The sequence below is a fragment of the Streptomyces sp. 1331.2 genome, from assembly GCF_900199205.1.
GTDB lineage: Bacteria > Actinomycetota > Actinomycetes > Streptomycetales > Streptomycetaceae > Kitasatospora.
This window is the reverse complement of record NZ_OBMJ01000001.1, coordinates 3864787-3888542: the sequence shown is the minus strand read 5'-3', so window position 1 is coordinate 3888542 and position 23756 is coordinate 3864787. Positions and strand designations below refer to the sequence as shown.

The window sequence follows — 23756 nt, the reverse complement described above, 5'->3', positions numbered from 1 at the left end:
CCGCATGACCGTGCGCGCCGCCTGGCTCCCGCCGGCCGGACAGACCAGGGCGGACACCCGTGCCGCTCCCATCGGCACCATGACCCCCGCCGGCCCGGCCAACACCGCCCCCGGCGTCATCCCTGGCGGCGACCCGCTCAGCCTCACCGGCGCCGCCGCCATGCAGGCGCAGCTCGGCATCGGCCGCGCTGTCGTGCAGGGCAGCACCCTGCAGGGTGCCTATCCGGTCGCGGTGACGGCCCCCGAGTCGCTCACCTTCGCACCCGGGCACACGCAGTACGACCGGATCGACCTTGTCGTGCTCCGGGTCTATGACCAGCTGTTCGACACGTCCGGCCAGACGCTGGCCGCGGTTGAGATCATCCCGGGCACCCCGGCGTCGGCACCGGTCGCGCCCGCGGCGCCGGCCTGCTCGCTGCCGCTGTGGCAGGTGCGCGTGCCGGTCGGCGCGTCTGCCGGAACGGGCGGCATCACCTGGGCGACCGCCGTTACCGACCTGCGGACCTTCACCGTGTCCGCCGGTGGCATCCGCCCGGACAAGTCCACCGATCCGGGCGCCTACATCGGGCAGTGGCGCGACAACAACGGCCGCTTGGAGCGGTGGAGCGGCTCGAAGTGGGTCGATTACCCGTCCGGCATCGGGGGCATCGCGCCGGCGCTCTCGTTCACTGGCGGGTACATCGGTCAGTGGCGCGACAGCGCGACAGGGCTCGACCGCTGGGACGGCTCGGCGTGGATTCCGCTTGGCGGCTGGAAGTCGTATACCCCCACGTGGAGCGGCCTGGATGTGCTTGGCGCGTCCACCTTTGGCGGCCGGTACTGCCGGATTGGTAAGCGGGTCGACGTCGTCGCGTGGCTGAACTGGGGCACGGGCGGCTCGCTCGGCACCGGCAGCATCACCGTGTCGCTACCGTTCACCGCGGCCAACCCGAGTAGCGCCCCCTGGGGGTGGCAGGGAACCGGCCGATACATCGACGGTGGCGGGAACGCGTGGAAGTCGCTCGTCCCCGTGGTTGAGCGCTCCGGCACCGCGGCGACAGTCTTCGCCTACCGGCAGTCTGATCTCGGATGGGTCAGCCCTGGCGGCGCCGGCTACTACTGGGGCAGCAGCAACTCGACCATGCGCGTGCAGCTCTCGTACGAGTCCATATGAGCGCGCACACCCCGTACCGGGTGCTGATCTGCGATCTGCGGTCCGACCAGCTGCTCGACGTCCTGCCGCTGTGGGGCGTGAGCCTCGACGACTACATCGGCAAAACCGGCGCCCTGCAGGGCACGGTGCGGATCGTCACGGCTGAGCTCGCCGCCCGGGCCCGCGCGTCCCTCGTACCGGGGCGCACCGCGCTGTGGGTGGAGCGCGGCGGCGACATCTGGTGGGGCGGCATCCTGTGGACAACCAGCCTGGCGAGCGATGCCCGCGGGTATCTCGCGCTCAGCCTGCAGGCCGCCACCTGGGACAGCTACCTCAACCGCCGGATGCTCTACGACAGCCAACAGGCCGCCGGCGTCGATCAGTTCGACATCGTGCGGAACCTGCTCGCCTACGTGGCCGAGCAGCCCGGCGGCGACATCGGCATCGAGGCCGGCACCGATGTCTCGGGCGTGACCCGTGACCGGTTCTACTCCCGGTTCGATCTCCCGTACGTCCGGGACATCATCGACGCCCTGTCCAGGGTCGAGAACGGGTTCGAGTGGCGCATCGGCTCGTACCGTGACTCGGACACCGGCCGGCGAATCAAGCAGTTGCAGCTCGGATACCCCCGCATCACCGCGGGCGCCCGCGACATCGTCCTCACCCGGCCCGGCCCGATCGAGTCCTACTCGTGGGCCGTCGACGCCACCGGGCAGGCGAACAGTTGGCAGTCGAGGGGCGCCTCGACCAACCGCAACCAGACCGCGAACTCGTCACCGCTCATGTCCGAGCACATCACCAACACAGCGGACATCGAGGCCGGCTGGCCGCGCCTCGACGGAAGCTCGGACTATCAGACCGTCGAGCAGCAGACCACCCTCGACGCGCACGCCCGGGCGGACGCCGCCGCCCGCCTCCGGCCGCTCACCATCCCCGAGATCACGGTGCGGCTCGACGGACAGATCAGCCCCGCCATGCTCGGCGCCGCCGTGCGTCTGCGGATCACCGATCTGTGGTGGCCCGAAGGCATGACCGCGCGATACCGCATCGTCGGCATCGCCATCTCACCGCCCGAACGCGGCCGACCCGAAACCGCAAAACTCACCCTGGAGGCCGCCTGATGGCAGCGATCCCGCAGGACCTGCTCGACCGAATCCGCACGCTCGAACGCCAGGTGCGCGAGCTATCCGGCCGCGCACAGACCCGGCCGGCACTCGACAAGATCCAGCACGGACAGGTCGTCATCGGAGAGGGCGGAACCCTCACCGTTCAGACCCCTTCGGGAAAAGACCTCGTGTACATCGGCGGTATCTCCCCCGCGCACGCCGACGGTAGCGGCCAGTACGGCGTACTGATCAGCCGCGAGGATGGGTCACTGGCCCTGTCGATGGCATCCGATGGCACCATGCCGCAAGGCATCACCATCGACGACAGCCGCGGCAACACCATCTTCACCGAGGACCGGGTCGCCGGCGGCCTGGCCGTCCCTTACCTGCACTCGCCGTTCTACCCCGCCTACAAGCTCGACCGGTACGCCACGACCGACAGCGGCAGCCCCGACAGCATGTGGACCGCCGCACACATCCGGTATCACCCGAAGCTCGTCGTATCCGGCTTCGCCGCGGCCGACCAGGGCACGACCGGCGTCGTACAGGTCTACGTCAACGGCTCGCCGTGGGGGGAAGCCCACAACATCGGCGACGGCGCGTGGTTCCACTGGAGCGACGGCGCCGCCCCCTGCCCGGGCGATTACGCCAGCGTGGCGACGGTCGAGATCAAGGCATGGCGCACCGGTGGCGGCGGCACCGTATACGCCTGCCCGGTCGGGGCCGTTGGCGTTCAGTCCTAACCCACCACCACAGCAACCACGTTCACGCCCCGCGGCCGGCCGGCCCCGGGGCTTTCGCATGCCCGGAGGAAACCCCTTGTCCTGGTACCCCGCAGCACAGCGCATGGAGCTGCAGCCCGAATCGGACGCGCAACCGGCTATCTCCCCAACGCAGTTCATCGTGCACTCGATCGCCGCCCCCTGGTCCCCGGGCCGCGTGTTCGAGTACTGGCGCGACTCGACCAACCTCGAAAGTCACTTCGCGGTCGGCTTCGACGGCTCGCTCGCGCAGTTCATCGGCACGCAGACCCGAGCCGACGCCAACGCCGCGGCCAACCGGCGCAGCGACGGCACCGGCGCCGTGTCGCTGGAGTCCGCGAGCAACACCGACCACTCCGACCCGTGGACGCCGGCGCAGGTCGAGCAGATCGTGCAGCTCGGCGTCTGGCTCCACCACGAGCACGGCATCCCGCTGCGCATCTGCCGCACCCCGGATGACCCCGGGTACGGGTATCACGGCCTGTTCCGGGCGTGGTCGACGTCCGGCACCGCCTGCCCCGGGCCGGCCCGGATCGAGCAGTGGCGGGACGTCGTGTTTCCCGCGATCGTGGCCCGGGCCACCGGCACCGAACCCGCCCCGGACCCGCAGCCGGCCCCCGCGCCGGAGCAGCCGGCGACCCCGGCCCGGCATCGCGTGACGATCGCCGGCCTTGAGTACGGCTACGGCGCGCACGGGCCGCACGTGCGGCAGGTCGGCGAGGCACTCATCGCGGCCGGCCACGGCTCGCACTACGCGGTCGGGCCGGATGAGGACTGGCGCGACCCCGACACCCTCAACTACGCCGAGTGGCAGCGGCAGCTCGGCTACACCGGCAGCGACGCCGATGGCGTGCCCGGTGAGCAGTCGCTGCGGCGCCTGCTCGGCGGCACCCTGCCGGGCGAGCAGCAGGTCGTCGACCTCGACGAGCTGATCGCCGCCGCCCGCCGCGATCCCGACCTGCCGCAGGGCGGCACCACCTACCCGGCCGCGGTGCGCCCGGTCGAGGCCGCGCTCGCCGCCGAGGGGCTGCTCGACAGCTACGCCGGCGACGGCTCGTTCGGCTCCCGCACCGTCGCGGCCTACGCCGCGTGGCAGCGCCAGCTCGGCTACTCCGGGCCCGGCGCCGACGGCATCCCCGGCCTCGCGTCCCTGGCCGAGCTCGCCCGCCGGCACGGCTTCACCGTCCGGTAAGCCACCCCGCCCCACCTTCCGCCGCCCCGTGCCGATCCGGCCGGGGCTTTCGCATGTCTGGAGACAACCACCGTGGCACGCATGCCCGGCGCCGTCTGGCGCCCCGTCCGCAACTACACCCCGCACGGCCGCACCGAGCAGCGCGGGCTCGTCCTGCACGTACAGGCCGGCAACAACTCGCCGTACGGCTGGTTCGACGACGAGGAATCCGAGGCATCGTCCGACTTCTGGGTGAGCAAGTCGGGCCGCATCGAGCAGTACGTCGACACCGGCAACGACCGCGCGTGGGCGCAGGGCGCCGGCAACCGCGCGTACGCGTCCGTCGAGACTGAGGGACACCCCGACGAGCCGCTCACCCCGGAGCAGATCGAGGGAGTCGCCCGCATCTACGCGTGGGGCGCCGGCCTGTGGGCCTGGCCCCTGCAGGTCATCGACTCCACCACCGAGCGCGGCCTCACCTTCCACGGCGCCGGCGGCGCCGCATGGGGCGGACACCCGGACTGCCCCGGCGAGATCCGCAAGGCGCAGCGCGGCGCGATCCTCGCTCGCGCCGCCGAGCTGCTCGGCGCCCCCGCCCAGCCGACCCCGCCGGCCGTGCCGAGCTACCCCTCGTGGCCCGGCCGGTACATCTCGCTGCGCTCCCCGTACATGCGCGGCGACGACGTCCGCCAGTGGCAGCAGCGAATGCGCGCCCGCGGCTGGTCGATCGACGTCGACGGGATTTTCGGCCCACAGTCCGCCGGCGTCGCCCACGCCTTCCAGTCCGAGAAGGGGCTCGACACGGACTCGATCATCGGGCCCGCCACTTGGGCCGCGGCATGGACCGCGCCCCTCACCTGATCACCACCGAGAGGACTCTCACCATGACCGACGCCACCCGGCGCACCATCCGCACCGGCCTGCAGACCCTGCTCGGCCTGCTCGCCGCTCTCCCCCTGCTCGTCGACACCGCCGGCATCCCGCACGCCCTGCCCGGCGTCGCCGTCGCGCTCACCGTCGCCGGCGCGATCACTCGACTGATGGCGCTTCCCGTCGTCGAGCGGCTGCTGCCCGCGTGGCTGCGCACCCCGACGGACGAGGGCACCATCGAGTGAGCGACCCGACGACCGGCGCCGCCAGCCTCGACGCCATCCTGCTGTGGTGCGGCGCCGTCGTCACCGTCGCCGGCGCGGCCGGCCTGCTCTGGCGCACTACCCGTTCCGCTCGCCGGCTCGCGCAACGCGTCGAGGACTTCGTCGACGACTGGCAAGGCACCGCCGACCGCCCGGGCGTCCCCGGGCGGGCCGGCGTCATGACCCGACTCGACCAGATCGAGCACAAGCTCGCCGCCGTGCAGCACGAGCTACACCCCAACTCGGGCGGAAGCCTGCGCGACGCCGTCGACCGCGTCGACCAACGAACCGCCCGCCACCTCGACCCCCCGTAGACAAAACTGCGCCCCCGTACCGGCCTGTGGCCGGTACGGGGGCGCCTTCGTCGTTAACCAGCCCGCAGGCTTACGGCAGGTTGCGAAGCATCGCAATCAGGGGCGGCGCTTCTGGTGACGGCCGTACCTCGTTGATCGCCTCGTACCCCCACGACTCGTACAGGGCCAACACCTTGCCGTCACCGGCAGCAGGGTTGACCATCAACGTCACGTGCTTCTCTGTGCGGCCGGCGACCAGGCAATCATGTATGCGGCGAGCGAGACCGGTACCGCGCCACGGGATGCGGACACCAATCTCCTTCAACGCGAGCGCAGGGGTAGCGGTGATCTCAGCGGGCAGCGGTTTGGCCATGCGAGTCCACCAGCGGTCGCCGCCTTCGATGGTGTTGCCGTAGGCGTATCCGGCTGGCTGGTCCTGGTCATAGGCGACTACGACCTCGAAACCTGGCTCGCTCGCGTGTCGGTCGAGGCGCTCGGCGAACGTGGCCACGGCGTAGTTCGGCAGGTGGAGAAGCGGCGCGCGAACATCGGCATACAAGTCGATGAGCGTCTGTCGCGCCGGCTGATCCAACTTGCGGTAACGGCGCAGCTCGATTTCGGTCATGCGGTGGTCCTCCGAGCATCGCGGGAGTAGTCCTCCCACACTTGTGTGTGCCCGCTTTCCGGGGCAAGGGCGTGGAGCTGGGTGCCGAACCGTTCGAGCATCCCTGCAACACGAGGGTGGACAGTCAGGTTGGCCGGGATGCCCACGGCGGTGGCAACCGCCGGTTCAACGTCCCCTTGGCCAAGCTGAGCCCGAGCAAGTCGTGCGCTGGTAATTGCGCGGCTGCGCTGCATGTGAGGCCGGAGCAGGGCCAAGCTTCGATGTGCGTGCGCCTCAGCATCGGCGTGTCGGCCGAGCGCCAGATGCGCGGCAAGAGCGAGCGATTCCAGCTCGGCTTGGTCGTAGTGTGCGGTTATCCAGACTGGCCGTGACGTCTGCGGGTCTGCACGGTCTAGCGCGTCCTGGGCACGGCCGACGAGACGCTGAACAGCGTTAGCGTCGCCAGTCAGGCCGAGGATGGCCGCATGCCTCGCATGTCCGAGAGAGGCGAACAGCGGATCTCGGCGGCTAATTGGCAACCCGCGGGCCACATCGTTCGCGGCGAGGGCATCGGCGGGACGGCCCATGTGGCGATACAGGCTGCCCGCATGGGACCAAATTCTGAACTGGATGGCCGAGTCACCAGACATGGCCGCCAGTGCGGCGGCTTTCTGGTGATGCAGCAGTGCGGCGTCAAAGCGACGTCCGTCGATCGCTGCCCACATCGCACTGGACATGAACGCCGCTGCGCAGGCGTAGAGGCCGGAACGGACCCGCTGGCCCACCGAACCGCTCTGTTGGAGATCCAAGGCTTCATCGGCGAGCACCGCGGCTTGAGCTTCAATGCTGGCCCGCCCGCCGTGACGGTGGTCACTGGCGACCACGTCAGCGAAGCGGGTATTGAGCCGCTCAATATCAGCGGTGCCGACCCGGTGCCGCGCGGCTGCGGGGAGGGCCGTGGTGGCAAGGGCTGTGCCGCCAAGGGCGGTGATGAAGCTGCGGCGCTTCACAGGCATCTCCGGGGGTGTGGGGCTGGCCTTGGCCGGCGGGATGAATCCGAGGTCTGGACCTGTACACCCGAATACTGCCCGGAGCGCCGCGCGGATCTTTGCTGGCGGCCAACGGGTCTTGCCTGTCAGCCAGTTATAGACCGTTCGCTCTGATACCGTGCCCGGCTTCCCCGTGAGCTCCTGGATCGCATCGTTCACCAATCGCACTAACTCGGCCTGCGTGAGGCCGAGATCGTCCATGTGACGGCGGAGTGCGGCATTGTCACCCATGAGCCGACCGTAGCCCCGCGATCACCTGCCGTGCAGGGGGTTGTGCAATGAGATGGTCAAGTTTTCTGGTGGTCGACGAGTACACGAGGGCGAACTCTTCCTGACACAACCATCCCTGACAGTCGTTCACTGGTCGAGCCGCCCGGACGAAGGGCCGTTGAACCGGTGCTGTCGGGAGCCACCGGGCGGCACGTTGGATGCCGCGCCGCCCTGTACCCCCCGTCAGGACGGCGCGGCCTACCCCGTCGATGCCGGAGGATCCATGACCGTCACTCGCGCAACGCCACAACGGCACCCGCGAACCCCCGCGGCGGCACGGTTCCCTCACCCTGTGCGAGCGACGACAGCAACCGCCGTTGCAGAGCCAACCACCCCGGCCTCGGCGACGGCATTCCTGCCTTACAAGCCCGAATCCGTGAGTGAGGCACGGCGCCTCGTCCGTGACAAGCTCACGGAATGGGGCCTGTCTAGCCTGGTCGACTCAGCCGAGCTGATTGTGTCCGAGCTTGCGACGAACGCAGTCAAGACCGGCTGTCAGCTCCGGATGGGTGTAGCGGTTCGCCTGATGACCGACGAGGTCGTTCGCATCCTGGTCCGGGATGGCTCGCGATCACTGCCGGTCCTGATCACCGCTGGCTCGGATGCTCCCTCCGGACGCGGCATACACCTGGTTCACAGCCTCACTGGCGGCCACTGGGGCGTGACGCCAGAACCGCTCGGCAAGACCGTTCACGCCGATCTGCGGATACGGCCCAGACGCGATCGCCCCACCCCTAAGACTCCGCCCGACGTCACCCTGTAGGCACAGCGACGGGCGGACCGGTGTCGACTGCGACCTCTCCGAAAGCGCACCGGCACCACCTCGCACCACCGGACCGGCCACCGGCCGGACGGCACCACTACCCCGGTCAGCGGGCGTACCTGCACGCGACCAGATCACGAACGGAGAGAACAGATGACCGCTGTTTCCGTCCCGAACTACAACCCCGAGTCGCTGCCCGGGCTCGACTGGATCAAGTCGAGCCGCTCCAACAAGCAGCAGCTGGACGACAGCATCGGGCTCGCCGTCACCCCCGAGGGGCGGATCGCGATCGGCATCACCACCGACCCGGCGCAGGTGCCGCTGATCGCCACGCGGACCAAGCTGCAGGCATTCGTCGAGGGCGCCAAGGCCGGCGAGTTCGACCACCTGATCGCCTGATAGCCCGGTAACCTCCCGGCTCCCCGCGGCGGCGCGCAGCCGCGGGGAGCCGGCCGCCCGACACGTCTGGAGAACGAATGTCCGTCCTGAGTAGGCTTGTTGAGGACCCGTCGCGTTTCCTCGCCCAATGGCCCGATGCGCCCACCACTTACGCGGTCGACCGCGACAGGCTCGCGGAGATGTTCAACCGCGACGATGCTCGGCGCATCGTCGCGGACACCACACTGCGGCCGATTGAACTCGGCATGGTGCGGCAGGGTGCGCCCACTCCCACGCAACCGGACGCCGACCACCCCACTGACACACTCGTGCTGAACGGCCTACACCTCACTTGGCCGCCACTTCGCGAAGCTTCCCGCCAGCTCGCGTCCGAGCTCGGCCACCCGATCACTGCGAACGTGTACCTGACGCCGCCCGACTCCACCGGCTACGGCCCCCACTGGGACACGCATCACGTACTGCTCGCTCAAGTCGAGGGCTCGAAGACATGGCGACTGCACCCACCCATCGTCGAGGACCCCCTCGACCGCCACCGGTGGACCGCCGTCGGATTCACCTCGGAGCAGCTCGACCAGGTCCGCAACAACGCCGACACGATCACTCTCAGCGCCGGCCACGTGCTCTACATCCCCCGAGGTTGGGTCCACTTCGGCGCCACCGGGCGCGACGAGCACTCCCTGCACATCACCTTCGGCGTGCAGCTACTCACTCGGCATTGGGTGCTGCAGCAACTCGTCGACCAGGCCGCCGAATGGTCCGAACTGCGCGCGGCGCTTCCACCTGCGCTGAGCTCACACCCGATCGAGCGGATCGTCGAGGACGCCCGGACCACACTCCGCGCATTCCTCGACTCTCTCGACACCGAGCAGGCCGGCGCACCGATCCACATGCACCAGCAGCTCGCAGTGCTGGGAGTGCGACGCTGACCGACAACCCGTCGTCCGTCGCCCGCGGCCGGCACCGTCGAGCCTGCCATCGGTGCGGCGCCGAGGGCCCGCGCTTCTACGATCGTGAGAGCCGGCAGGACTGGTGTACCGAATGTCTCGCCGCGACCCTGCTCGTTGGCAAGTGCTTCTGGTGCAAGCGAGCCAAGCCAGCAATCCGGGACCTCGACACCAGCAAGGAATGGTGCGCCGGCTGCGCCGCGGACACGGTGTACAAGGGGGACCCGATCGCCTACTACGACGAGCTCACGCCCGAAGCAGCCGAGTACACCCGGCTGCTGCTGAGCCGTTCCTACCAGCGCCGGGAACGTCCGGACGACTCCTGACGCAACTGCCCTGACCGGGAACGCCCCTACCGGGCACAGCACCGCCGGTAGGGGCTACTCCTGCTCCGTGCGTGGGGCTACGAAACTGCCCATCCCAGGCGTCGTAATGATCAGCTTCTCGTCCCGCAGTTTGGCGGTTGCCTTACGGATCGTCGTGCGGGCCACGCCGAACTCTCGTTCGAGCTTGACCTCAGAAATCAGCGCGCTCTCGGCGAGCTCACCGCTTTCGATCTGCTTCCGCAGCTCGTCGGCGATCTGCTGCCACTTGGGCCGAGTGGGGTCGTACTCAATCACGCAGGAACCGTACACAGCAGCACCGGACCACACATAGAGCCTCTTGTACACAGCTAGGTATAGACAGGGGTATACAGGGTCGCTACCGTCACAGATGAGAAGACCCCGGCGACGCGCCAACGTCCCGGGGCATGGCCCTAGCTTCTGGAGAGCTACGACGTGATCGAGCTTATCGCCCGCATCCTGACCCGACTCCGACTGTTCCTCGCCCCAGGTAACGGCCGCCGGGCAAAGCCTTCGGCTTGGTCCCCGGTCCGCCGGCGGACCCTCACACTGATCAGCCCCTCGCCAAAGCCCAAGCCCGAGCCGATCCGCCCCGTCCTGGTGGGACAGCGCCGAGCGCCGTGGGACCGGGACGAGTGCACTCCGCAGCGTCCCGCGAACACCCTGCCTCTGTGCTCCGGCATCCGGCAGCCGATCCCCCCGCACGTGGTCGCACGGACGCTCATGCCCAAGTGGGAGCCAGTCCGACCCCACGTCATCGCCTACACCCGGCAGGCCGCCGACGAGGCAGCCCGCCAGCGGAACCGTCGAGCAGCAGCGTTCGCCACGGCGCTAGACCTGCCGGACCCGCTTCACTGGCTCGACACCGTAACGAGCGGCGTACCGCATACCCTCGCGGGAGCAGTGGCCTGATGAACAACCCCGCGCCCGAAGCTGCAAGCATCCCCCCGGCCTGCTGCATGTGCCACACCACCGGCCCGGCCGTGACCGTCGTCGGCGCCATCGAGCGGGCCAGCGGGCCCGGATGGTCCGTGTTCGCCTGCCCCAACTGCGCATCTGCTGTGCAACAGCTGCTCCAGGTTCCATCCCGGCCGCGCTAAGACTTCGCCCGACCGCACCCCGCCCGGCCCGACCAAACAGAAGCCCCCACCCGATCGGGCGGGGGCTTCTCCGTCTGCCTACCGAGTATCGCCCGGCCTTGATACCGCAGGTCAGGGGACCAAGGCCGGGCGAGTGGTTTAGAGGCGTTGTTCCAGGACTGGTATCAGCTGCTTGCGCTGTACCGCTGAACCGCCCCCGACGACGTCTCCGAGATGGTGAGTGCCTGCACCAACCCGTCGTTGGCATCCCGCAGGCGCATGCATCCCTTGATGATCAGCCAGAGCGGCAACACGAGCAGCGCAATCGCTGCCGGGTCATAGCACAGACCGAGCACAAGCACGGGCGCAAGCAGCGCGATACCTGCACTGACTCGAAAGTCGGCCTCAGCGCTGGTCCGTGCAAACTCCTCATACTTCGCCAGAGTGGAGTGTCGAATCCGTAGGACAAGCTGATCACGTTCAGCAGCGATCTCGTTCATGAGACGTGTCGTGTCCGCATCCACATTTCGACCGTCTGCAGCAGCTTGAGCTTTCCCCTTCACCGCGGTGCTCACGTAGTCGCGCAGGTCTGCCGCCGCCGAGTTGCTCACCCACCCAAGGTTGATGAACGGCAGAGAATTGGCGGCCTTGATCACCGAGCCGGCCTGAACCTCCATCACGGCTCCAACGAGGTACGCCCCGAGGCTGACGGCCGCCAGCGCAGCCGGACGGCCGACTGAGTCTGCGAGTGCGTAGACATCCTTGATCAGGCCGCGTGCGCTCTCGCGCGCTGGGATGCGCTCGTGGACTGCAAGCCATACCGCTACGAGCCATATGTAGCCAGCGACAAGAGGTGTTCTGAAGTCTCGGAGACCAGGAAGGAGCTGGGTCAGCACTCCGCTAACAGTAAGGGCCACGGCACCAGCGAGCGACTGAATGATGGTCTTGCCATGAAACCGCGGGGCTGCCCACCTCGAACTAACGCCGCAGTCCCCGAGAGCTGAGCTCTCGGGGACTGCGGCATCCTGTCTGCGCGAGGCGTGGCCGGCGAGATGGCTCTCAGGCCCTGACGCGCGCCGTCCGGGCCGACGGACGCCGGGCCCGCGCCCCGTGGAGAAGCTCCCGACCGCTACTAGCTGTAACGGCCAGCCGCAGCGAGGAGCGTTCAGACTGGCCTGAGGCAATCATGATCATCTGTGCTGACGTGTCAGCACGGCGGCGCACACAGGGGCACGAACGGGCATCGACTGACATGCAGATCCTCCGGCTTTGTCCAAATCTGCCCCATCGTCGCAGGTCAAATCTCGGCAAAAGTCGAGTTCGAATCTCGTATCCTCCGCCTCCGCCCGCCAGGGCAGACGAGGGCCCCGACCGCTCAGCGGCCGGGGCCCTCGTCGTTGCGTGGTCTCAGTTGGGTGAGAAGGTCCGTGGGGCGGCCGGGCCGCCCGCGTCCACTGCCTCGTCGCCGTCAGCGTGAACGCCGAGGGCCGACGCGAGGTCCTGGGTCCACGGGTGTGCCGGTCGACAATCCCGCCGCTGCGAGACGCCCGCCCGAAGTTGCCGGGCATCGGATCGACCACCGCGACCGTGCCGGTCTCGGTCGAACCGGGAGTAGCCTGGACATCACCGAAGGCACTTCGCATGCCGGTACCGGATATTGGCGGCGTCTCCGGCGAACGGCGATGCCGGACCCGGCCCCTCGGCCGGGCCCGGGGACAGGTGCTTGATCATGACCACGGCCCTCGATCGTGCGACGACGCCCCCCACCACGGATTACACGGCACGGCTCTCCCTCACGCCCGGCGGCGTGCGGCAGGGCCGACTGGACGGATCCTGGTGGCCGCGCTCGCGCGATCTTCTTCTCGAACTCCCTGCCCTGGCCGCCGAGATCGACGAGCGATGGGGCCGGATCACCCGGATCACCGTGAACCCCGCGCAGTGGCCCGTCATCCCCCGGCGGATACCGGTCACCGGGCACACCGTCCACGCGGGCTGGTTCACCGTCGAACAGGACCCGCACGTGATGATGGTCTGTTCCTATGCCCCCCGCCGGCTGAACCTGTTGGTCGTCCCGCCCCAGACGGATGCCGTCGAGGCCGCCCGGCTGATGGCCGAGGCCGCCGATCCCGCGAACACGAGGACCGCGAGCGAACTGCTCACTGCGGAACCGAGCGCCGCGGCGACCGGCACGGGCACCCGCTCCGACTTCCTGCCGTCGACCGTCACCCCCTCCACCGGGCTCGGCGAGGCGGAGCGGCGAGCCGACCTCGCCCGGAGCCGGGCCGCCTCCTGGCCGGCATCCGTGTAGGCAGCAGGCATGACGTCCACCCGGGCCGGGTGGACGTCACTCGCGTGACCACTCGGTCTCGGCCTCCGGCTCGCCGTCGACACCGGTCCCTTCCCAGAGTGGGACCCTGACCGCCCTGGGGCCCGGTGCGGGCCGGGAGAGGGTGCGGACGAACACGTCCCTGAGGTGGTTGGCCGCCCGCTGCGGCGGACCGTCGTACTCCAGCGGATTCGGCATCGTCGTGTCGCCCTGCCGGGACCAGTGGCCGTCGTCGTCCTGGGTCTCCAGAATCCACCGGTAGCGCCGCATCGTGGCCTCCTGTGACAACGCTCCTGCCCCGACCACGACCGTACGAGACGGGCGGACGGAGGGCGACCCGGGGATGTCGGCCGGCGGCTCCGGCGCCACGACGGGTCCAGGAGTGGAGGAGGTGGCCGATCTTCGAGGTAGACGACATCCGGGAAGGGTCGTGGCGGACGGCGCGCGGGGTGGCCGGGCTGCAACGACCATTGACGATCCTGGACTCGGGTATCCCAAAACCGGAATCCGGGAGCATACTTGTGCCATGCGGGAAGACGGGCAGGGGCCTCGGACGAGGTGGACGTTCCTGACGCATCACGCGCGTGTACTCGTGGCGATCTCGCGTGACGCGGAAATCCGCCTGCGGGATCTGGCGACGACGTGCGGAGTGACCGAGAGGGCCGTACAGGCGATCGTCACCGATCTGGAGGACGCCGGCTTTCTCACCCGTACACGGCACGGACGTCGCAATCACTACCACGTCGTCGGCGGCACGTACTTCCGCCATCCCGCCGAGGCCCACCACGAGATCGCAGGCCTGCTGGCACTGTTCGGCGGCCCCGGTCTCCGCCCCGGCCCCAGCCCCGGCCCCCACCAGACGCTTCCTACCGGTGATCATCATGGTGAGCATCCGTGAGACCGCGCCCGACCGCCTCCAGCACCTCACACCGCAGCTGCGAACAACCACCACGGTGGTCGATGGAGCGGCAGTGATCGTCCGCCTCGACGGCGCGGTGGACCTGGAGGACCGCCACCCCTTGCAGCAAGCCCTCGCACGGGTGGTGCAGAGCCGCCCGCCCCGGCTGATCGTCGACCTGACCGGCCTGGCCTTCTGCCACTCGGTATGCCTCAACGCCCTCCTCACCGCCCGCCGGCGTGCGAGGGCCGTCGGCGTGGAGATGGTGCTCGCCGCCCCGCCGCCTCAGACCAGACGAGTACTGGAGATCACCGGCGCCGACGAAGTCTTCACCATTTGCTCGGACGTCCGCAGCGCCCTGGCGGACACCTGCCCACCGCACAGTCCCTGACCGGACCCGTCCTGACCCGCGGCGAACCGCTGATCACCACCGACCTGGCCACCGACGAAGGCATCCGCGCCACCGTCTTCGACCTCCAGCGCCCCGGCCCCGGGCCCGGAGGGTCCTGACCTGCGGTGCTCGGGGGCGGTGCCCGGCCGGCACAGGGGGACACCGACGGCTCAGCGCCATTCGATCGCGAACAGGGTGGCATCGTCGCTCGTGCGCCCGCCCCGCTCCTCCTTGAGGACGTGGGAGAGCATGCGAACCGTGGTCCGGAGTCCGGAGTCGGAGCGCTCGACCCGGTTGACCCAGTCGATGAGCTGACGCTCACCGAACTGACCCCCGCCGGGCGCGCGTTCCTCGACCAGGCCGTCGGTGAAGCACAGCAGCCGGTCCCCGTGCCGCAGGAGCCGGTCACTGATCACGGGCTGCTCGCCGCCGAAGCCGACCGGCAGGGTGGTAGCACTCTCCAACCGCTCGACGACGCGACGGCCGCGGATCAGCAATGGCGCCGGATGACCGGCGTTGACCCACTGCAGGTGGCCGGAGACGGTGTCCAGGCGCATCATCTGCGCGGTGACGAAGTGGTCCGGCCCGAACTGTTCGGCGATGGCCCGGTCCATGAAGGCGTAGATCTCCGCCAGTCCGATGTCGGCGCGCCGCGCGTGCCGGTACGCGCCGATGGCCACGGTCGCCATGGTGGCGGCATCCAGTCCGTGGCCCATGGCATCGATGGTCGCCACGTGCAGGAGGTCGTCGTTGAGCGCGTAGTCGAAGCTGTCCCCGGCCACGTGGTAGGCCGGTTCGAGGATGCCCGCCACGGCGACCAGGGGGGCCGTCATCGAGAGCGGTGGCAGGAGCGACCACTGGATCTCCGCGGCCAAGCTCATCGGCTGGAGGCGCCGGGCCTGGAAGATCCGGTCGGTGTAGGCGTTCTTCGTGACCAGCAGATCGGCGACCAGGGCGCAGAAGACGCGCAGCAGCCGGCGGTCCTCGTCGTCGACGGCGTCCAGAGTCAGGGCAAGCACACCCAGCTCGTCACCGCCGTCCGGCAGGGGCAGGTACACCCGCACGCCGTCCTCCTGCGGTTCCTCGACGGGAACACCGTGCAGGAACGCCTCACCCGCGGGAGAGGCGTCGATCGGCACCGGCCCTCCGACCATCAGCCCCCGCCCGTGCAGGGGTGCCAGGACCAGCTGTCCGTAGTCCTGCAGCAGGAGGACCGGGTCGCGACCGCCGAACCGGCGCACCGCGTCGGCGACCAGTGGAGCGATCATCCGGGGCGGCAGTTCCTGGGTCCGGTCCAGCAACGGGCCCCACAGCAGGTCTTCGCCGGTACCGTGCGTCCGGCCGGGATCCGGTGGGGCGGACGGCTGGTCACCGCTCATCCTCGTTCACCGCCGTCTTCCGTCGTCGGGTCGGGTGCCGCTGTTGCCGAGCCGAACGCCCCGCGTCCGTGACACCGAGGCAACTCCTTCCATTACGCCCCGCTGCCGGGCGATGCGCGCTCCAGCGGGTCGACGGTATGCCGAGGGCGTGCGGAGCACGGCGCGGTTCCACCGTGGCTCGGGCTTCGTGGCGTCCGGCCCCGGCCGTTCACCGTACGGAGCCGACGCGGCCGGGCGAATCCGCCGCAGGTCCGGAAGCCCACGGTGCCGCGAGTCCGGGCCGCTCACCCGTCTTCCTCGGCTCCTGCCGCGTGAGCCTCGCCCGACCGGGTAGCCGTCATGGTGCGACGAGACTTCGTCATCCGGGCATGGCCCGAACCGATGGGAAGCGACCACATGTCCGCAGCCGTCCACCACCATCGACACCTGACGTTCGCCGCGGGCAGCGGAGCCTCCCCGGTGCGCGAAGGGCGGGCGTTCACCCGCCAGGCCCTCGCCGATTGGCGCCTGGCTCCCTCCACCACCGGCGACGACGCCCAACTGGTCGCATCAGAGCTGCTCACCAACGCCGTCCGGTACACGGCAGGTCCCCTCGCCATGGACCTGGACGATGACGGCTCACGTCTGCGCATCACCGTCACGGATCCGCGCGCCGACATCCCCCCACCCGATCCCGGCAGTCACCAGCCTGCCCGGATCGGCGGCCACGGACTGTTCATCGTCGACCGCCTGGCCCTGCAGTGGGGCGCCTTCCCTGAAGGCTGCGGCAAGACCGTCTGGGCGGACCTCCTCCTGCCGGGTCGGCCAACCGACCCGGGCGCGGTGAGACCACGGTCGTGATGACGACGGCAGGACGGGACGGACACGACGGTTCAAGCGGAAGGAGCGGCGAGCAGGGCGGCAGCGCGGCCTGCCGTGAGGACACCGAGGAGATAGCCGTCCGCGTCCACGACGGGCCAGACGGCCAGATGCTTGATCCGCATCGCAACCGCGGCCAGGCGCAGGCTCATGCTCGGCCACGTGAACGGGCCCCGTTGATGCGCCGTAGAGCTGATCGCGGTCCGCTCGGTGGACCAGGAACGGCTCAGGAACGGATGGAGCCCGGCCCGGGTGACCAGCCCTTCGCACCGGCCGTCGTAGCCGCGCACCACCAGGTAGTCGACGTGGGCGCTCAGGAAGATGTCGTTGGCCTGGTCGACGGTGCTGTCGTCGGCTATCTGGTAGTCCCACGAATCCATGGCATCGGCAACAGTGAGGCTGCGGCCGGGGCGTGCCGAGTGCGGGGAGGAAATGGTCACGGCGCTCACCGTTACCCGATCTCCGGCTGCCTGCCGACGGCCGGGACAGTGTTCACCCAGAACGAAGCCGGAAGGGGTACCGGGATGCGGAAAGCCCTGGACACTGTGAAGCCTACTCCTGCGTTACCGTCAGACGAGGGCGCCCGCGGAGTACCGTGGGTGGCAACCGAGGACATTCCGCACACCGGCATTCGCGCTCGTGTCGCCCTGGGTCATGACGGGTCCCTCGTGGACCGGACGGGCGGCTCCTGATGATGCCGATCCCCCTTCCCACTCCTTCCTCGTCCGGGTCGTGGTCGGTGCCCGGGGCTCCGCTCCTGCCACGCCTGGTACTGGAGCAGACGATGGCGCGGGAGGGAATCTTCGACGGGGCCTGGTGGCCCCGCTCCGGGCACGTCCTGGACGAGCTGCCGGACCTGATCACCGCGCTCGGTGCCCACCTGGGCCGCATCGTCAGGGTGGGCCTCGACTCCGCGGCCTGGGACGAAGTACCTCGGTCGGTCGTGGTCAACGGCTGCACCGTCAAGATCAACTGGTTCGCCGCGAGCGACGCGACGATCAGCATCACCCGGGGCTTCCAAGATCACTTCCTCCTGCTGGTGGTACCGCCCCGCACCAGCAGGCGGACCGCGGCCTCGGCGATGACGGCGGCCTCGGCAACCGGCAACCACACCCCGGCCGCCGAACTCCTGCTCGGGTGAGCGGTCCGTGACCGCTCACCACCGTGCCGGGTCCGGGCCGGGCCGCGCCGGGTCCGGCCCGGAACCGGACCGGGAGCAGCCTGGACGTACTGGAGGCACCTCGCATGCCGGCACCGGCCACTCGCGTCGTTTCCGGCGAACGGCAATCCCGGACGTGGCACCGCTCAGGTCCGGAGACAGGTCCGTGATCATGACCGTGATCGGCGGCGCGCCCGTTACCGGTCCCGCCGGGCCCGAGCCCGTACTGCGGTTGTACCTGGCACCGTCCGGACCGCGAGCCGGACGGCTGGACGGGGCATGGTGGCCCCGGTCGCAGGACCTTCCTTTCGAACTCCCCGCCCTGGCCGCCGAACTGCACAAGCGGTGGGGCCACGTCGCCAGAATCACCGTGAACCCCGCCCAGTGGTTGCCTCTCCCCCGACGGATCCCGGTCGCGGGCCGCACCGTCCACGTGACCCACACCGTCCACGCGAACGGGTCCACCGCCGTGCAGGACCAGCACACGATCTCGGTCCGCTCACACCTTCCCCGCCGGCTGACCCTGCTGGTCGTCCCACCCCGGACGGGAGCCGTCGCCGCCGCCCGGCTCATGGCCGCGGCCGCCGATCCCGCGAACACCAGGACGGCGAGCGAACTGCTCGCCGACGAGCCGTCCGCGAAGGTGCCCGACCGGCGAGGGATCGTCTGGCCGGTACGCGACCCCTCGGTCCCGGCCTGGGGCTCCGCCCGGTGGGGCGGGCCGTCGTCCTCGCCCGGGCGCTCGGCCTTCGGGCCCGCGGCCGACCAGCGGTGACGCCGACCACCGGTGACGCCGCCGCCCGATCCTTCGCTCTTGTGCTCCCGATGGATCGCCGTCAGTACGCCGTCAGTACGCCGTCAGTACTCGGAGCCGCTTCGCAGGTAGGTGCCCGCGACCTGGAGCCACGCTCCGGGGCTGAAGCACGCCTCGACCCGGTGCGGGGTGTCCTCGAAGACCCGCAGGACACGAAGCGCCCCGCTGGGGTGCAGGTCGTACTCGAAGGTGACGCCGTCCGCGCCGTCCTCGTACTGCAGGTCCAGCGGCCCACCCGACGGCTCCGCCGGTGCCCGGGCCTCGGGCGAGAGTTTCACGTAGACGGACATCCTGCCGACCCTGCCTCTCCTGTCCTTCCGAGCGGCCCGACCTGCGATGCCGGGCCTCTCAGACCGCTTCGACCGGTGGCTCGGAGCCCGCGCCGGTCGAGACGAGGATCTGCCGTGCCGAGCCGGTTCCACCGGCCTCGACCGCACGTGCCATCGCGGCCAGGGCCGCCTCCTGAGCCGCCTGCGGGGGAACGACGAGCAGACTGAAGTGATCGCGGTCTCCCCGTGTGACGATCACCGTGTCGTCGCCGACCGGGTACCGGTCGATGTGCACCGACCGCCCGTCGATGACCAGCCTGGGCGGCACCTCGTCCCAGGCGTCCGCGTCCAGCCCCACGCTCACCACGGGGCCCAGGTGTTCGGTCAACGCCCTGACCAGACCGGGCAACTCGGCACCGACATCCCGTGAACGAGGCCACCAGGCGCCGTCCAGCGGGCCCTCCCTCGACCGCGTGGTCGCCAGGCGCAGCAGGAGCGTTCCAGGCTTCGCGGCCTGCCGCAGCCGCTCCGGAAGAAGACCGTGGTGCGGGGGACCGGATTCATCCGACATGGCACGCCACCCATCCGCGGACGCACGTCCCGTCCGCCACCGCAGAAGCGGTCCTCCGTCGCTGCCGGTCGAGCCGCTCCGACATTCCCACGGTACTCCGCACCCTCGGCCCCGGACCGGTCCGTCCACCGTGGCTCGGGTACCCGCGACGGGGAAGGTCCACGCCCACGGGTGATCCGGATGAGACGTCATCCCCACCGCGCGGGAGAGGCCTGATGCGGCCGGTTCTGGTTGCGGTTCTGGTTGCGTTCTCCTGGGTCCGCCGGCGTTCAGAGCCCAGTCGGCGGATCACTCCACCGCAGGTCGGAACCCCTACGGCCGCCCCGGACAGCCGGAAATCGTGTGGGGAGCAATCCCTCACGAGTTCGAATTTCGTATCCTCCGCCTTCGCCCGCCAGGGCAGACGAGGGCCCCGACCGTACGACGGTCGGGGCCCTCGTCGTTGCGTGGTCTCGGTTCGGGGCCGGACTCACCAGCCGTGCAAGGCGTCGACGTCGTCTCGCACCGCCCGGCACGGTCACCCGCCGTCAGTCGGACCGGGTCCAGGTCGACATCTGGTCCCGGAAGGTCGGGCAGCTGACGATGTCCGTCTTGCCGCACTGGAGGGCGTGGGTCAGGAGCTGGCGGGCGTGGTCGAGATCGACCATGCGCTGCTCGATCTCGGCGATCTTGGTGCGGATCATCGCCTGCCTGCGCGGCTGGTCCTGCTGGAACTCCCTGACCTCGGCCAGGGTCAGCCCGGCTTGCTGGAACTTGCGCAGCAGCACGATCCGGTCCGCAGCCTCCGGCGGATAGCGCCGCTGCCCGCTCTGGCGTTCGGGGGCCGGCAGCAGACCGTGGCGTTCCCAGTACCGGATGGCTGACGCGGGAACGTCGGTGATCTCGGCGAGCTGACCGATCGTCATGAGCATGCTCTGCACCTCGTCTCGTCGTGCCGGCCGGCGCTTGACTTGAACCTTAGTTCAAGTCGCAGAGTGGCCGGCACGTGCAGCGGCGGCGAACCGGCCGCCGCCGACGGAGCATCGGAGACGAAGAGATGACAGACACACCTGAAGTGAAGAGCCGGGCCCACCAACTCGTCGACGCCGCCCGGCAGCTCTTCGTGGCGGGAGTGATGTCGCACTCCGGGCACGCCAACCTGAGCGTCCGGCTCGACGCCGACCGCTTCCTGCTGACCCCGGGGTTCGTCCGCGACCTGGAGCCGCACCAGTTGGCGACCGTCGGTCTCGACGGGCAGGTCCTGGCAGGAGAACTGCGCTCCGTCAGCGCCGAGATCATCACCATGCACAGCGCCGTCTACCGCGCTCGCCCGCACGTGGGCGCGATCATCCATACCCACTCACCCGCCGCGACCGCCTTCGCGGTGGCCCACCGGCCGCTGCCGTGCCGCACCGAACCGATGCTGCGCTTCGGACAGCCCGAAGAGGTGCCGGTGGTGCCGTGGGGGCCGCGCGGGTCGGACGTGTCGGTCCGGGGCATCGCGGACGTCCTGGAGCGGCGCCCGACGACGGCCGCGGTCCTCCTGGCCAACCACGGGCTGCTGGTGTTCGGCCCGGACGCGGCGGCTGCCGGCAACCTCGTGGTGGCGATCGAGGAGAGCGCCGAGGCCGAGATCGCCGCGGCGGCGATCGGCGGGGCCGTGGACTTCCCCGAGGGCGCCCTGGAGGCCGTCCGGGCCTCGATCGCGCGGGTGGCGTCATGACCGACCGCACCTTCGCCGAGCGCGCCGTCGCTGACCACCGCGTCGCCGACCACGCCGTCACCGACCGCACCTTCGCCGAGCGCGCCGAAGCCCTTCGGGACCGCTACCGCACGACCCTCGGAGCCGTCCCGGGCCCGGTGGAGGACCGCCTACGGGTGGCCCAGGCCTACGGGCGGCTCGCCACGGAGGAGGCGTTCACGGCTCTGCGCCACCTCGTGCTGGCCGACAGCCCACTCGGCGGGCGGGTGCAACAGCTGGTCCACTTCGGGCAGTTGCTGGCCCTCGGCCGGGCGGAACCGGCCCGGATCCACGCCCGGGGAGCACGCCACGCGGGCGCCGGAATCGCCGACCTCATCGGAGTCGCCGAAACCGCGCTCATCACCTCGGGCACACCGGCCTACGCACTCGGCATCGAGATCATCGTCGAACTCCTCCAGGACGACGACAAGTCCGGCTGACCACCGATAGCGTCTGCTCCGGGCACGTGAGGCGGGGGCGGCCGGGTCGGGGGCGGCCCGGTCGGGGGCGGCCCGGTCGGGGGCGGCCGGGTCGGGCGTCGAGGGGAGCGTGGGGATGGAGCCGCTGGCGGCGGACGATCCGCGGCAGGTGGGCGAGTACCGCTTGCTGCGGCAGCTCGGGGCGGGCGGGATGGGCCGGGTCTACCTCGGCCGGACCACGGGCGGGCGGACCGTCGCCGTCAAGGTGGTCCGGCGCGACCTGGCCGGGGACCCCGAGTTCCGGGCCCGGTTCCGTCAGGAGGTGGCGGCCGCCCGGCGGGTCGGCGGCACCTGGACGCCACCGGTCCTGGACGCGGACACCGAGGGCGAGCACCCCTGGGTGGCGACCGGCTACGTCGCCGGGCCCGCGCTCACCACCGCCGTACGGGAGTTCGGACCGTTGCCCGAGCCGGCCGTCCGGACCCTCGGCGTCGGCCTCGCCGAGGCGCTCGCCCATGTGCACGGCCTCGGACTGGTGCACCGGGACGTCAAGCCGTCGAACGTGCTGCTGACCCTGGACGGGCCGCGGCTGATCGACTTCGGCATCGCCCGCGCACTGGACTCCACCACCGCGCTCACCCAGTCCGGCCAGGTGTTCGGCTCGCCGGGCTTCATGTCGCCGGAGCAGGCGAACGGGCTGCCCGCCGGGCCGGCCGGCGACGTCTTCGCGCTCGGCGCGGTGCTCGCGTACGCGGCGACGGGCACGCCGCCGTTCGGCGCCGGGGTGAGCGCGCCCGTCCTGCTCTACCGGGTGCTGCACGAGGAGCCGGACCTCTCCGGGCTGACCGGCCCGCTGAACGACCTCGTCCGTGACTGTCTGGCCAAGGACCCGTCCGCCCGCCCGACGCCCGCACGGCTGCGGGAACGGCTGGACGAGGGCAGCGCGGCCGCCGCCCGGCTGGGGCACGGGGACTGGCTGCCGGCGGCGCTGGCGGCGGCGGTCGGGCGCAGTGCCGTCCAGCTGCTGGACCTGGAGGCGGAACGGGAGGGGGAACGGGAGGCCGGGGCTCCGGCACAGTTCGGTCCGCCGGTCGCGGTCCCGGTGCCGCTCCGGACTGCGCTCCCGGTGCCGGGCCCGTTGCCGTCGGTGCCGGGCCACCGGCCGTACCCACCGCGGCCACGCCGCCGGCGGGGCTACGGCGCGCTGGCGGCCGTCCTGGTCGGCGCGCTGCTGCTGGCCGGCGGGGACCTGCTGATCGAGCGGTTCCGGGATGACGACCGGCAGGCCGCCGCGTCGGACCCCGGGCGGACGCCCCCGGCCGAGGACGGGACGACACCCACGGAGCCGGCGTCGAAGCGCCCCGAGCCGACCGGTGACGCCACCGATCCGGCCGACGACGGCCCCACGCCCGGCGCGTCCCCCACCGGCGGCGCGTCCCCCACCGCCATGGGGCCGGGCGTCATCCCGGCGAAGTTCCTCGGCACGTGGGTCGGCGAGCGCAAGGCCACCGACGGAGACGTCACCACCGTCACCCTGACCATCGTCCAGTCGGCGCCGAGCGAGGAGAAGAGCAGGATCCGCGCCGAGACGCCGAGCACCGGCATCTGGTGCGAAGGCGCGTGGACGCTCTCCGAGGCCGACGAGCGCCAGGTCTCCTACGTGTCCCGGGTGACCGGCTCCTCGGCCGGCGAGGAGTGCATCGCCGACCGGTCGATCTACCGCCTGATCGCCATGCAGCCGGACGGCACCCTCCGCTACAGCATGGACCTGCTCGAACCGGACCGGTACATGGTGCTGCGGAAGAAGGCGTGAGGCCCGGGCGGGCCGGAACCGCGCACCCCGCCCGCCCGTCATCCCCACAAGGGCAACACACTCACCCCTTGTGCTCTTCACCATCGAGGTC

Annotated in this window: 29 protein-coding genes; 19 read left to right on the top strand and 10 right to left on the bottom strand. The window is 70.5% G+C overall.

What is annotated here, in order from left to right:
- The first annotated feature begins 4 nt into the window (after positions 1-4).
- The 7 genes from CRP52_RS38275 to CRP52_RS16470 all read left to right on the top strand — a co-directional run bounded on the left by CRP52_RS38275 (position 5) and on the right by CRP52_RS16470 (position 5617).
- The gene (locus tag CRP52_RS38275) at positions 5-1153 is read left to right on the top strand and encodes a hypothetical protein (RefSeq protein WP_097237089.1); all 1149 of its coding nucleotides are present in this window, start codon (positions 5-7) and stop codon (positions 1151-1153) included.
- A complete protein-coding gene (locus CRP52_RS16495) occupies positions 1150-2253 on the top strand; it encodes a hypothetical protein (protein WP_097237088.1) in 1104 nt (367 codons plus the stop codon). The genes CRP52_RS38275 and CRP52_RS16495 overlap by 4 nt, the downstream gene beginning before the upstream one ends.
- Entirely contained in the window at positions 2253-2981 is a 729-nt protein-coding gene (locus CRP52_RS16490; RefSeq protein WP_097237087.1) for a hypothetical protein, read from the top strand. The genes CRP52_RS16495 and CRP52_RS16490 overlap by 1 nt, the downstream gene beginning before the upstream one ends.
- A 76-nt stretch (positions 2982-3057) precedes the next feature.
- Complete coding sequence (locus CRP52_RS39585; RefSeq protein ID WP_097237086.1) at positions 3058-4191, top strand: N-acetylmuramoyl-L-alanine amidase; 1134 nt, start codon at positions 3058-3060, stop codon at positions 4189-4191.
- An 81-nt stretch (positions 4192-4272) separates the two neighbouring features.
- Positions 4273-5031: a peptidoglycan recognition protein family protein gene (locus CRP52_RS16480; RefSeq protein ID WP_097237085.1), complete on the top strand. Its 759-nt coding sequence runs from the start codon at positions 4273-4275 to the stop codon at positions 5029-5031.
- A 23-nt stretch (positions 5032-5054) separates the two neighbouring features.
- Positions 5055-5285: a hypothetical protein gene (locus CRP52_RS16475; protein ID WP_097240128.1), complete on the top strand. Its 231-nt coding sequence runs from the start codon at positions 5055-5057 to the stop codon at positions 5283-5285.
- A complete protein-coding gene (locus CRP52_RS16470) occupies positions 5282-5617 on the top strand; it encodes a hypothetical protein (protein WP_097237084.1) in 336 nt (111 codons plus the stop codon). The genes CRP52_RS16475 and CRP52_RS16470 overlap by 4 nt, the downstream gene beginning before the upstream one ends.
- A gap of 70 nt (positions 5618-5687) precedes the next feature.
- On the opposite strand, the gene CRP52_RS16465 is transcribed toward CRP52_RS16470, so the two are convergent.
- Both CRP52_RS16465 and CRP52_RS16460 read right to left on the bottom strand, forming a co-directional pair.
- On the bottom strand, positions 5688-6221 hold the full coding sequence (locus CRP52_RS16465) for a GNAT family N-acetyltransferase (protein ID WP_097237083.1): 534 nt from the start codon (positions 6219-6221) through the stop codon (positions 5688-5690).
- Positions 6218-7480 carry a helix-turn-helix domain-containing protein gene (locus CRP52_RS16460; protein WP_257032528.1) on the bottom strand — a complete coding sequence of 421 codons (1263 nt, stop codon included), beginning with the start codon at positions 7478-7480 and terminating at the stop codon, positions 6218-6220. Before CRP52_RS16460 ends, CRP52_RS16465 begins: the two co-directional genes overlap by 4 nt.
- A gap of 52 nt (positions 7481-7532) precedes the next feature.
- On the opposite strand from CRP52_RS16460, the gene CRP52_RS38270 reads away from it, so the two are divergent.
- From CRP52_RS38270 to CRP52_RS16450, 3 genes are all read left to right on the top strand, one after another.
- Positions 7533-8282 carry an ATP-binding protein gene (locus CRP52_RS38270; RefSeq protein ID WP_107474898.1) on the top strand — a complete coding sequence of 250 codons (750 nt, stop codon included), beginning with the start codon at positions 7533-7535 and terminating at the stop codon, positions 8280-8282.
- Between the two features lie 153 nt (positions 8283-8435).
- Positions 8436-8681, top strand: coding sequence for a DUF397 domain-containing protein (locus CRP52_RS16455; RefSeq protein WP_097237081.1), 246 nt, complete (start codon positions 8436-8438; stop codon positions 8679-8681).
- 77 nt (positions 8682-8758) lie between these two features.
- Entirely contained in the window at positions 8759-9607 is an 849-nt protein-coding gene (locus CRP52_RS16450; RefSeq protein ID WP_097237080.1) for a JmjC domain-containing protein, read from the top strand.
- Between the two features lie 398 nt (positions 9608-10005).
- Here the strand turns inward: CRP52_RS16450 and CRP52_RS16445 are convergent, their stop codons facing one another.
- On the bottom strand, positions 10006-10245 hold the full coding sequence (locus CRP52_RS16445; RefSeq protein ID WP_097240127.1) for a GntR family transcriptional regulator: 240 nt from the start codon (positions 10243-10245) through the stop codon (positions 10006-10008).
- A 988-nt stretch (positions 10246-11233) separates the two neighbouring features.
- Positions 11234-11944, bottom strand: a complete 711-nt coding sequence (locus CRP52_RS16440; protein ID WP_143685760.1) for a hypothetical protein — start codon at positions 11942-11944, stop codon at positions 11234-11236.
- A gap of 833 nt (positions 11945-12777) precedes the next feature.
- Here CRP52_RS16440 and CRP52_RS16435 point away from each other — a divergent pair.
- Positions 12778-13356, top strand: coding sequence for a DUF5994 family protein (locus CRP52_RS16435; RefSeq protein WP_143685759.1), 579 nt, complete (start codon positions 12778-12780; stop codon positions 13354-13356).
- Positions 13357-13392: 36 nt separating this feature from the next.
- Here CRP52_RS16435 and CRP52_RS16430 read toward each other — a convergent pair whose 3' ends face one another.
- Positions 13393-13644, bottom strand: coding sequence for a hypothetical protein (locus tag CRP52_RS16430; RefSeq protein ID WP_097237077.1), 252 nt, complete (start codon positions 13642-13644; stop codon positions 13393-13395).
- 256 nt (positions 13645-13900) lie between these two features.
- Here CRP52_RS16430 and CRP52_RS16425 point away from each other — a divergent pair, with 256 nt between their 5' ends.
- The gene (locus CRP52_RS16425; protein ID WP_097237076.1) at positions 13901-14272 is read left to right on the top strand and encodes a helix-turn-helix transcriptional regulator; all 372 of its coding nucleotides are present in this window, start codon (positions 13901-13903) and stop codon (positions 14270-14272) included.
- Complete coding sequence (locus tag CRP52_RS16420; protein ID WP_097237075.1) at positions 14256-14663, top strand: STAS domain-containing protein; 408 nt, start codon at positions 14256-14258, stop codon at positions 14661-14663. The genes CRP52_RS16425 and CRP52_RS16420 overlap by 17 nt, the downstream gene beginning before the upstream one ends.
- Before the next feature lie 170 nt (positions 14664-14833).
- Here CRP52_RS16420 and CRP52_RS16415 read toward each other — a convergent pair whose 3' ends face one another.
- A complete protein-coding gene (locus CRP52_RS16415) occupies positions 14834-16042 on the bottom strand; it encodes a PP2C family protein-serine/threonine phosphatase (protein ID WP_097237074.1) in 1209 nt (402 codons plus the stop codon).
- A 396-nt stretch (positions 16043-16438) separates the two neighbouring features.
- On the opposite strand from CRP52_RS16415, the gene CRP52_RS16410 reads away from it, so the two are divergent.
- A complete protein-coding gene (locus tag CRP52_RS16410) occupies positions 16439-16882 on the top strand; it encodes an ATP-binding protein (RefSeq protein ID WP_179852816.1) in 444 nt (147 codons plus the stop codon).
- 32 nt (positions 16883-16914) lie between these two features.
- On the opposite strand, the gene CRP52_RS16405 is transcribed toward CRP52_RS16410, so the two are convergent.
- A complete protein-coding gene (locus CRP52_RS16405; RefSeq protein ID WP_143685758.1) occupies positions 16915-17340 on the bottom strand; it encodes a CBS domain-containing protein in 426 nt (141 codons plus the stop codon).
- A 251-nt stretch (positions 17341-17591) separates the two neighbouring features.
- Here CRP52_RS16405 and CRP52_RS16400 point away from each other — a divergent pair, with 251 nt between their 5' ends.
- Both CRP52_RS16400 and CRP52_RS16395 read left to right on the top strand, forming a co-directional pair.
- Positions 17592-18041 (top strand): DUF5994 family protein, encoded by a 450-nt coding sequence (locus tag CRP52_RS16400; protein ID WP_306458866.1) that lies wholly within the window; start codon positions 17592-17594, stop codon positions 18039-18041.
- Positions 18042-18231: 190 nt separating this feature from the next.
- Positions 18232-18834, top strand: coding sequence for a DUF5994 family protein (locus tag CRP52_RS16395; protein ID WP_143685757.1), 603 nt, complete (start codon positions 18232-18234; stop codon positions 18832-18834).
- 83 nt (positions 18835-18917) lie between these two features.
- Here CRP52_RS16395 and CRP52_RS16390 read toward each other — a convergent pair whose 3' ends face one another.
- The 3 genes from CRP52_RS16390 to CRP52_RS16380 form a co-directional block, all read right to left on the bottom strand.
- On the bottom strand, positions 18918-19163 hold the full coding sequence (locus tag CRP52_RS16390) for a hypothetical protein (protein WP_097237069.1): 246 nt from the start codon (positions 19161-19163) through the stop codon (positions 18918-18920).
- 58 nt (positions 19164-19221) lie between these two features.
- Positions 19222-19713 (bottom strand): DUF5994 family protein, encoded by a 492-nt coding sequence (locus CRP52_RS16385; protein ID WP_097237068.1) that lies wholly within the window; start codon positions 19711-19713, stop codon positions 19222-19224.
- 527 nt (positions 19714-20240) lie between these two features.
- Positions 20241-20624: a MerR family transcriptional regulator gene (locus tag CRP52_RS16380; RefSeq protein ID WP_257032525.1), complete on the bottom strand. Its 384-nt coding sequence runs from the start codon at positions 20622-20624 to the stop codon at positions 20241-20243.
- A 125-nt stretch (positions 20625-20749) separates the two neighbouring features.
- On the opposite strand from CRP52_RS16380, the gene CRP52_RS16375 reads away from it, so the two are divergent.
- The 3 genes from CRP52_RS16375 to CRP52_RS16365 all read left to right on the top strand — a co-directional run bounded on the left by CRP52_RS16375 (position 20750) and on the right by CRP52_RS16365 (position 23665).
- Entirely contained in the window at positions 20750-21415 is a 666-nt protein-coding gene (locus CRP52_RS16375) for a class II aldolase/adducin family protein (protein WP_097237066.1), read from the top strand.
- Complete coding sequence (locus CRP52_RS16370) at positions 21412-21873, top strand: carboxymuconolactone decarboxylase family protein (protein ID WP_097237065.1); 462 nt, start codon at positions 21412-21414, stop codon at positions 21871-21873. The genes CRP52_RS16375 and CRP52_RS16370 overlap by 4 nt, the downstream gene beginning before the upstream one ends.
- A gap of 115 nt (positions 21874-21988) precedes the next feature.
- Positions 21989-23665, top strand: coding sequence for a serine/threonine-protein kinase (locus tag CRP52_RS16365; protein ID WP_097237064.1), 1677 nt, complete (start codon positions 21989-21991; stop codon positions 23663-23665).
- The last annotated feature ends 91 nt before the right edge of the window (positions 23666-23756 follow it).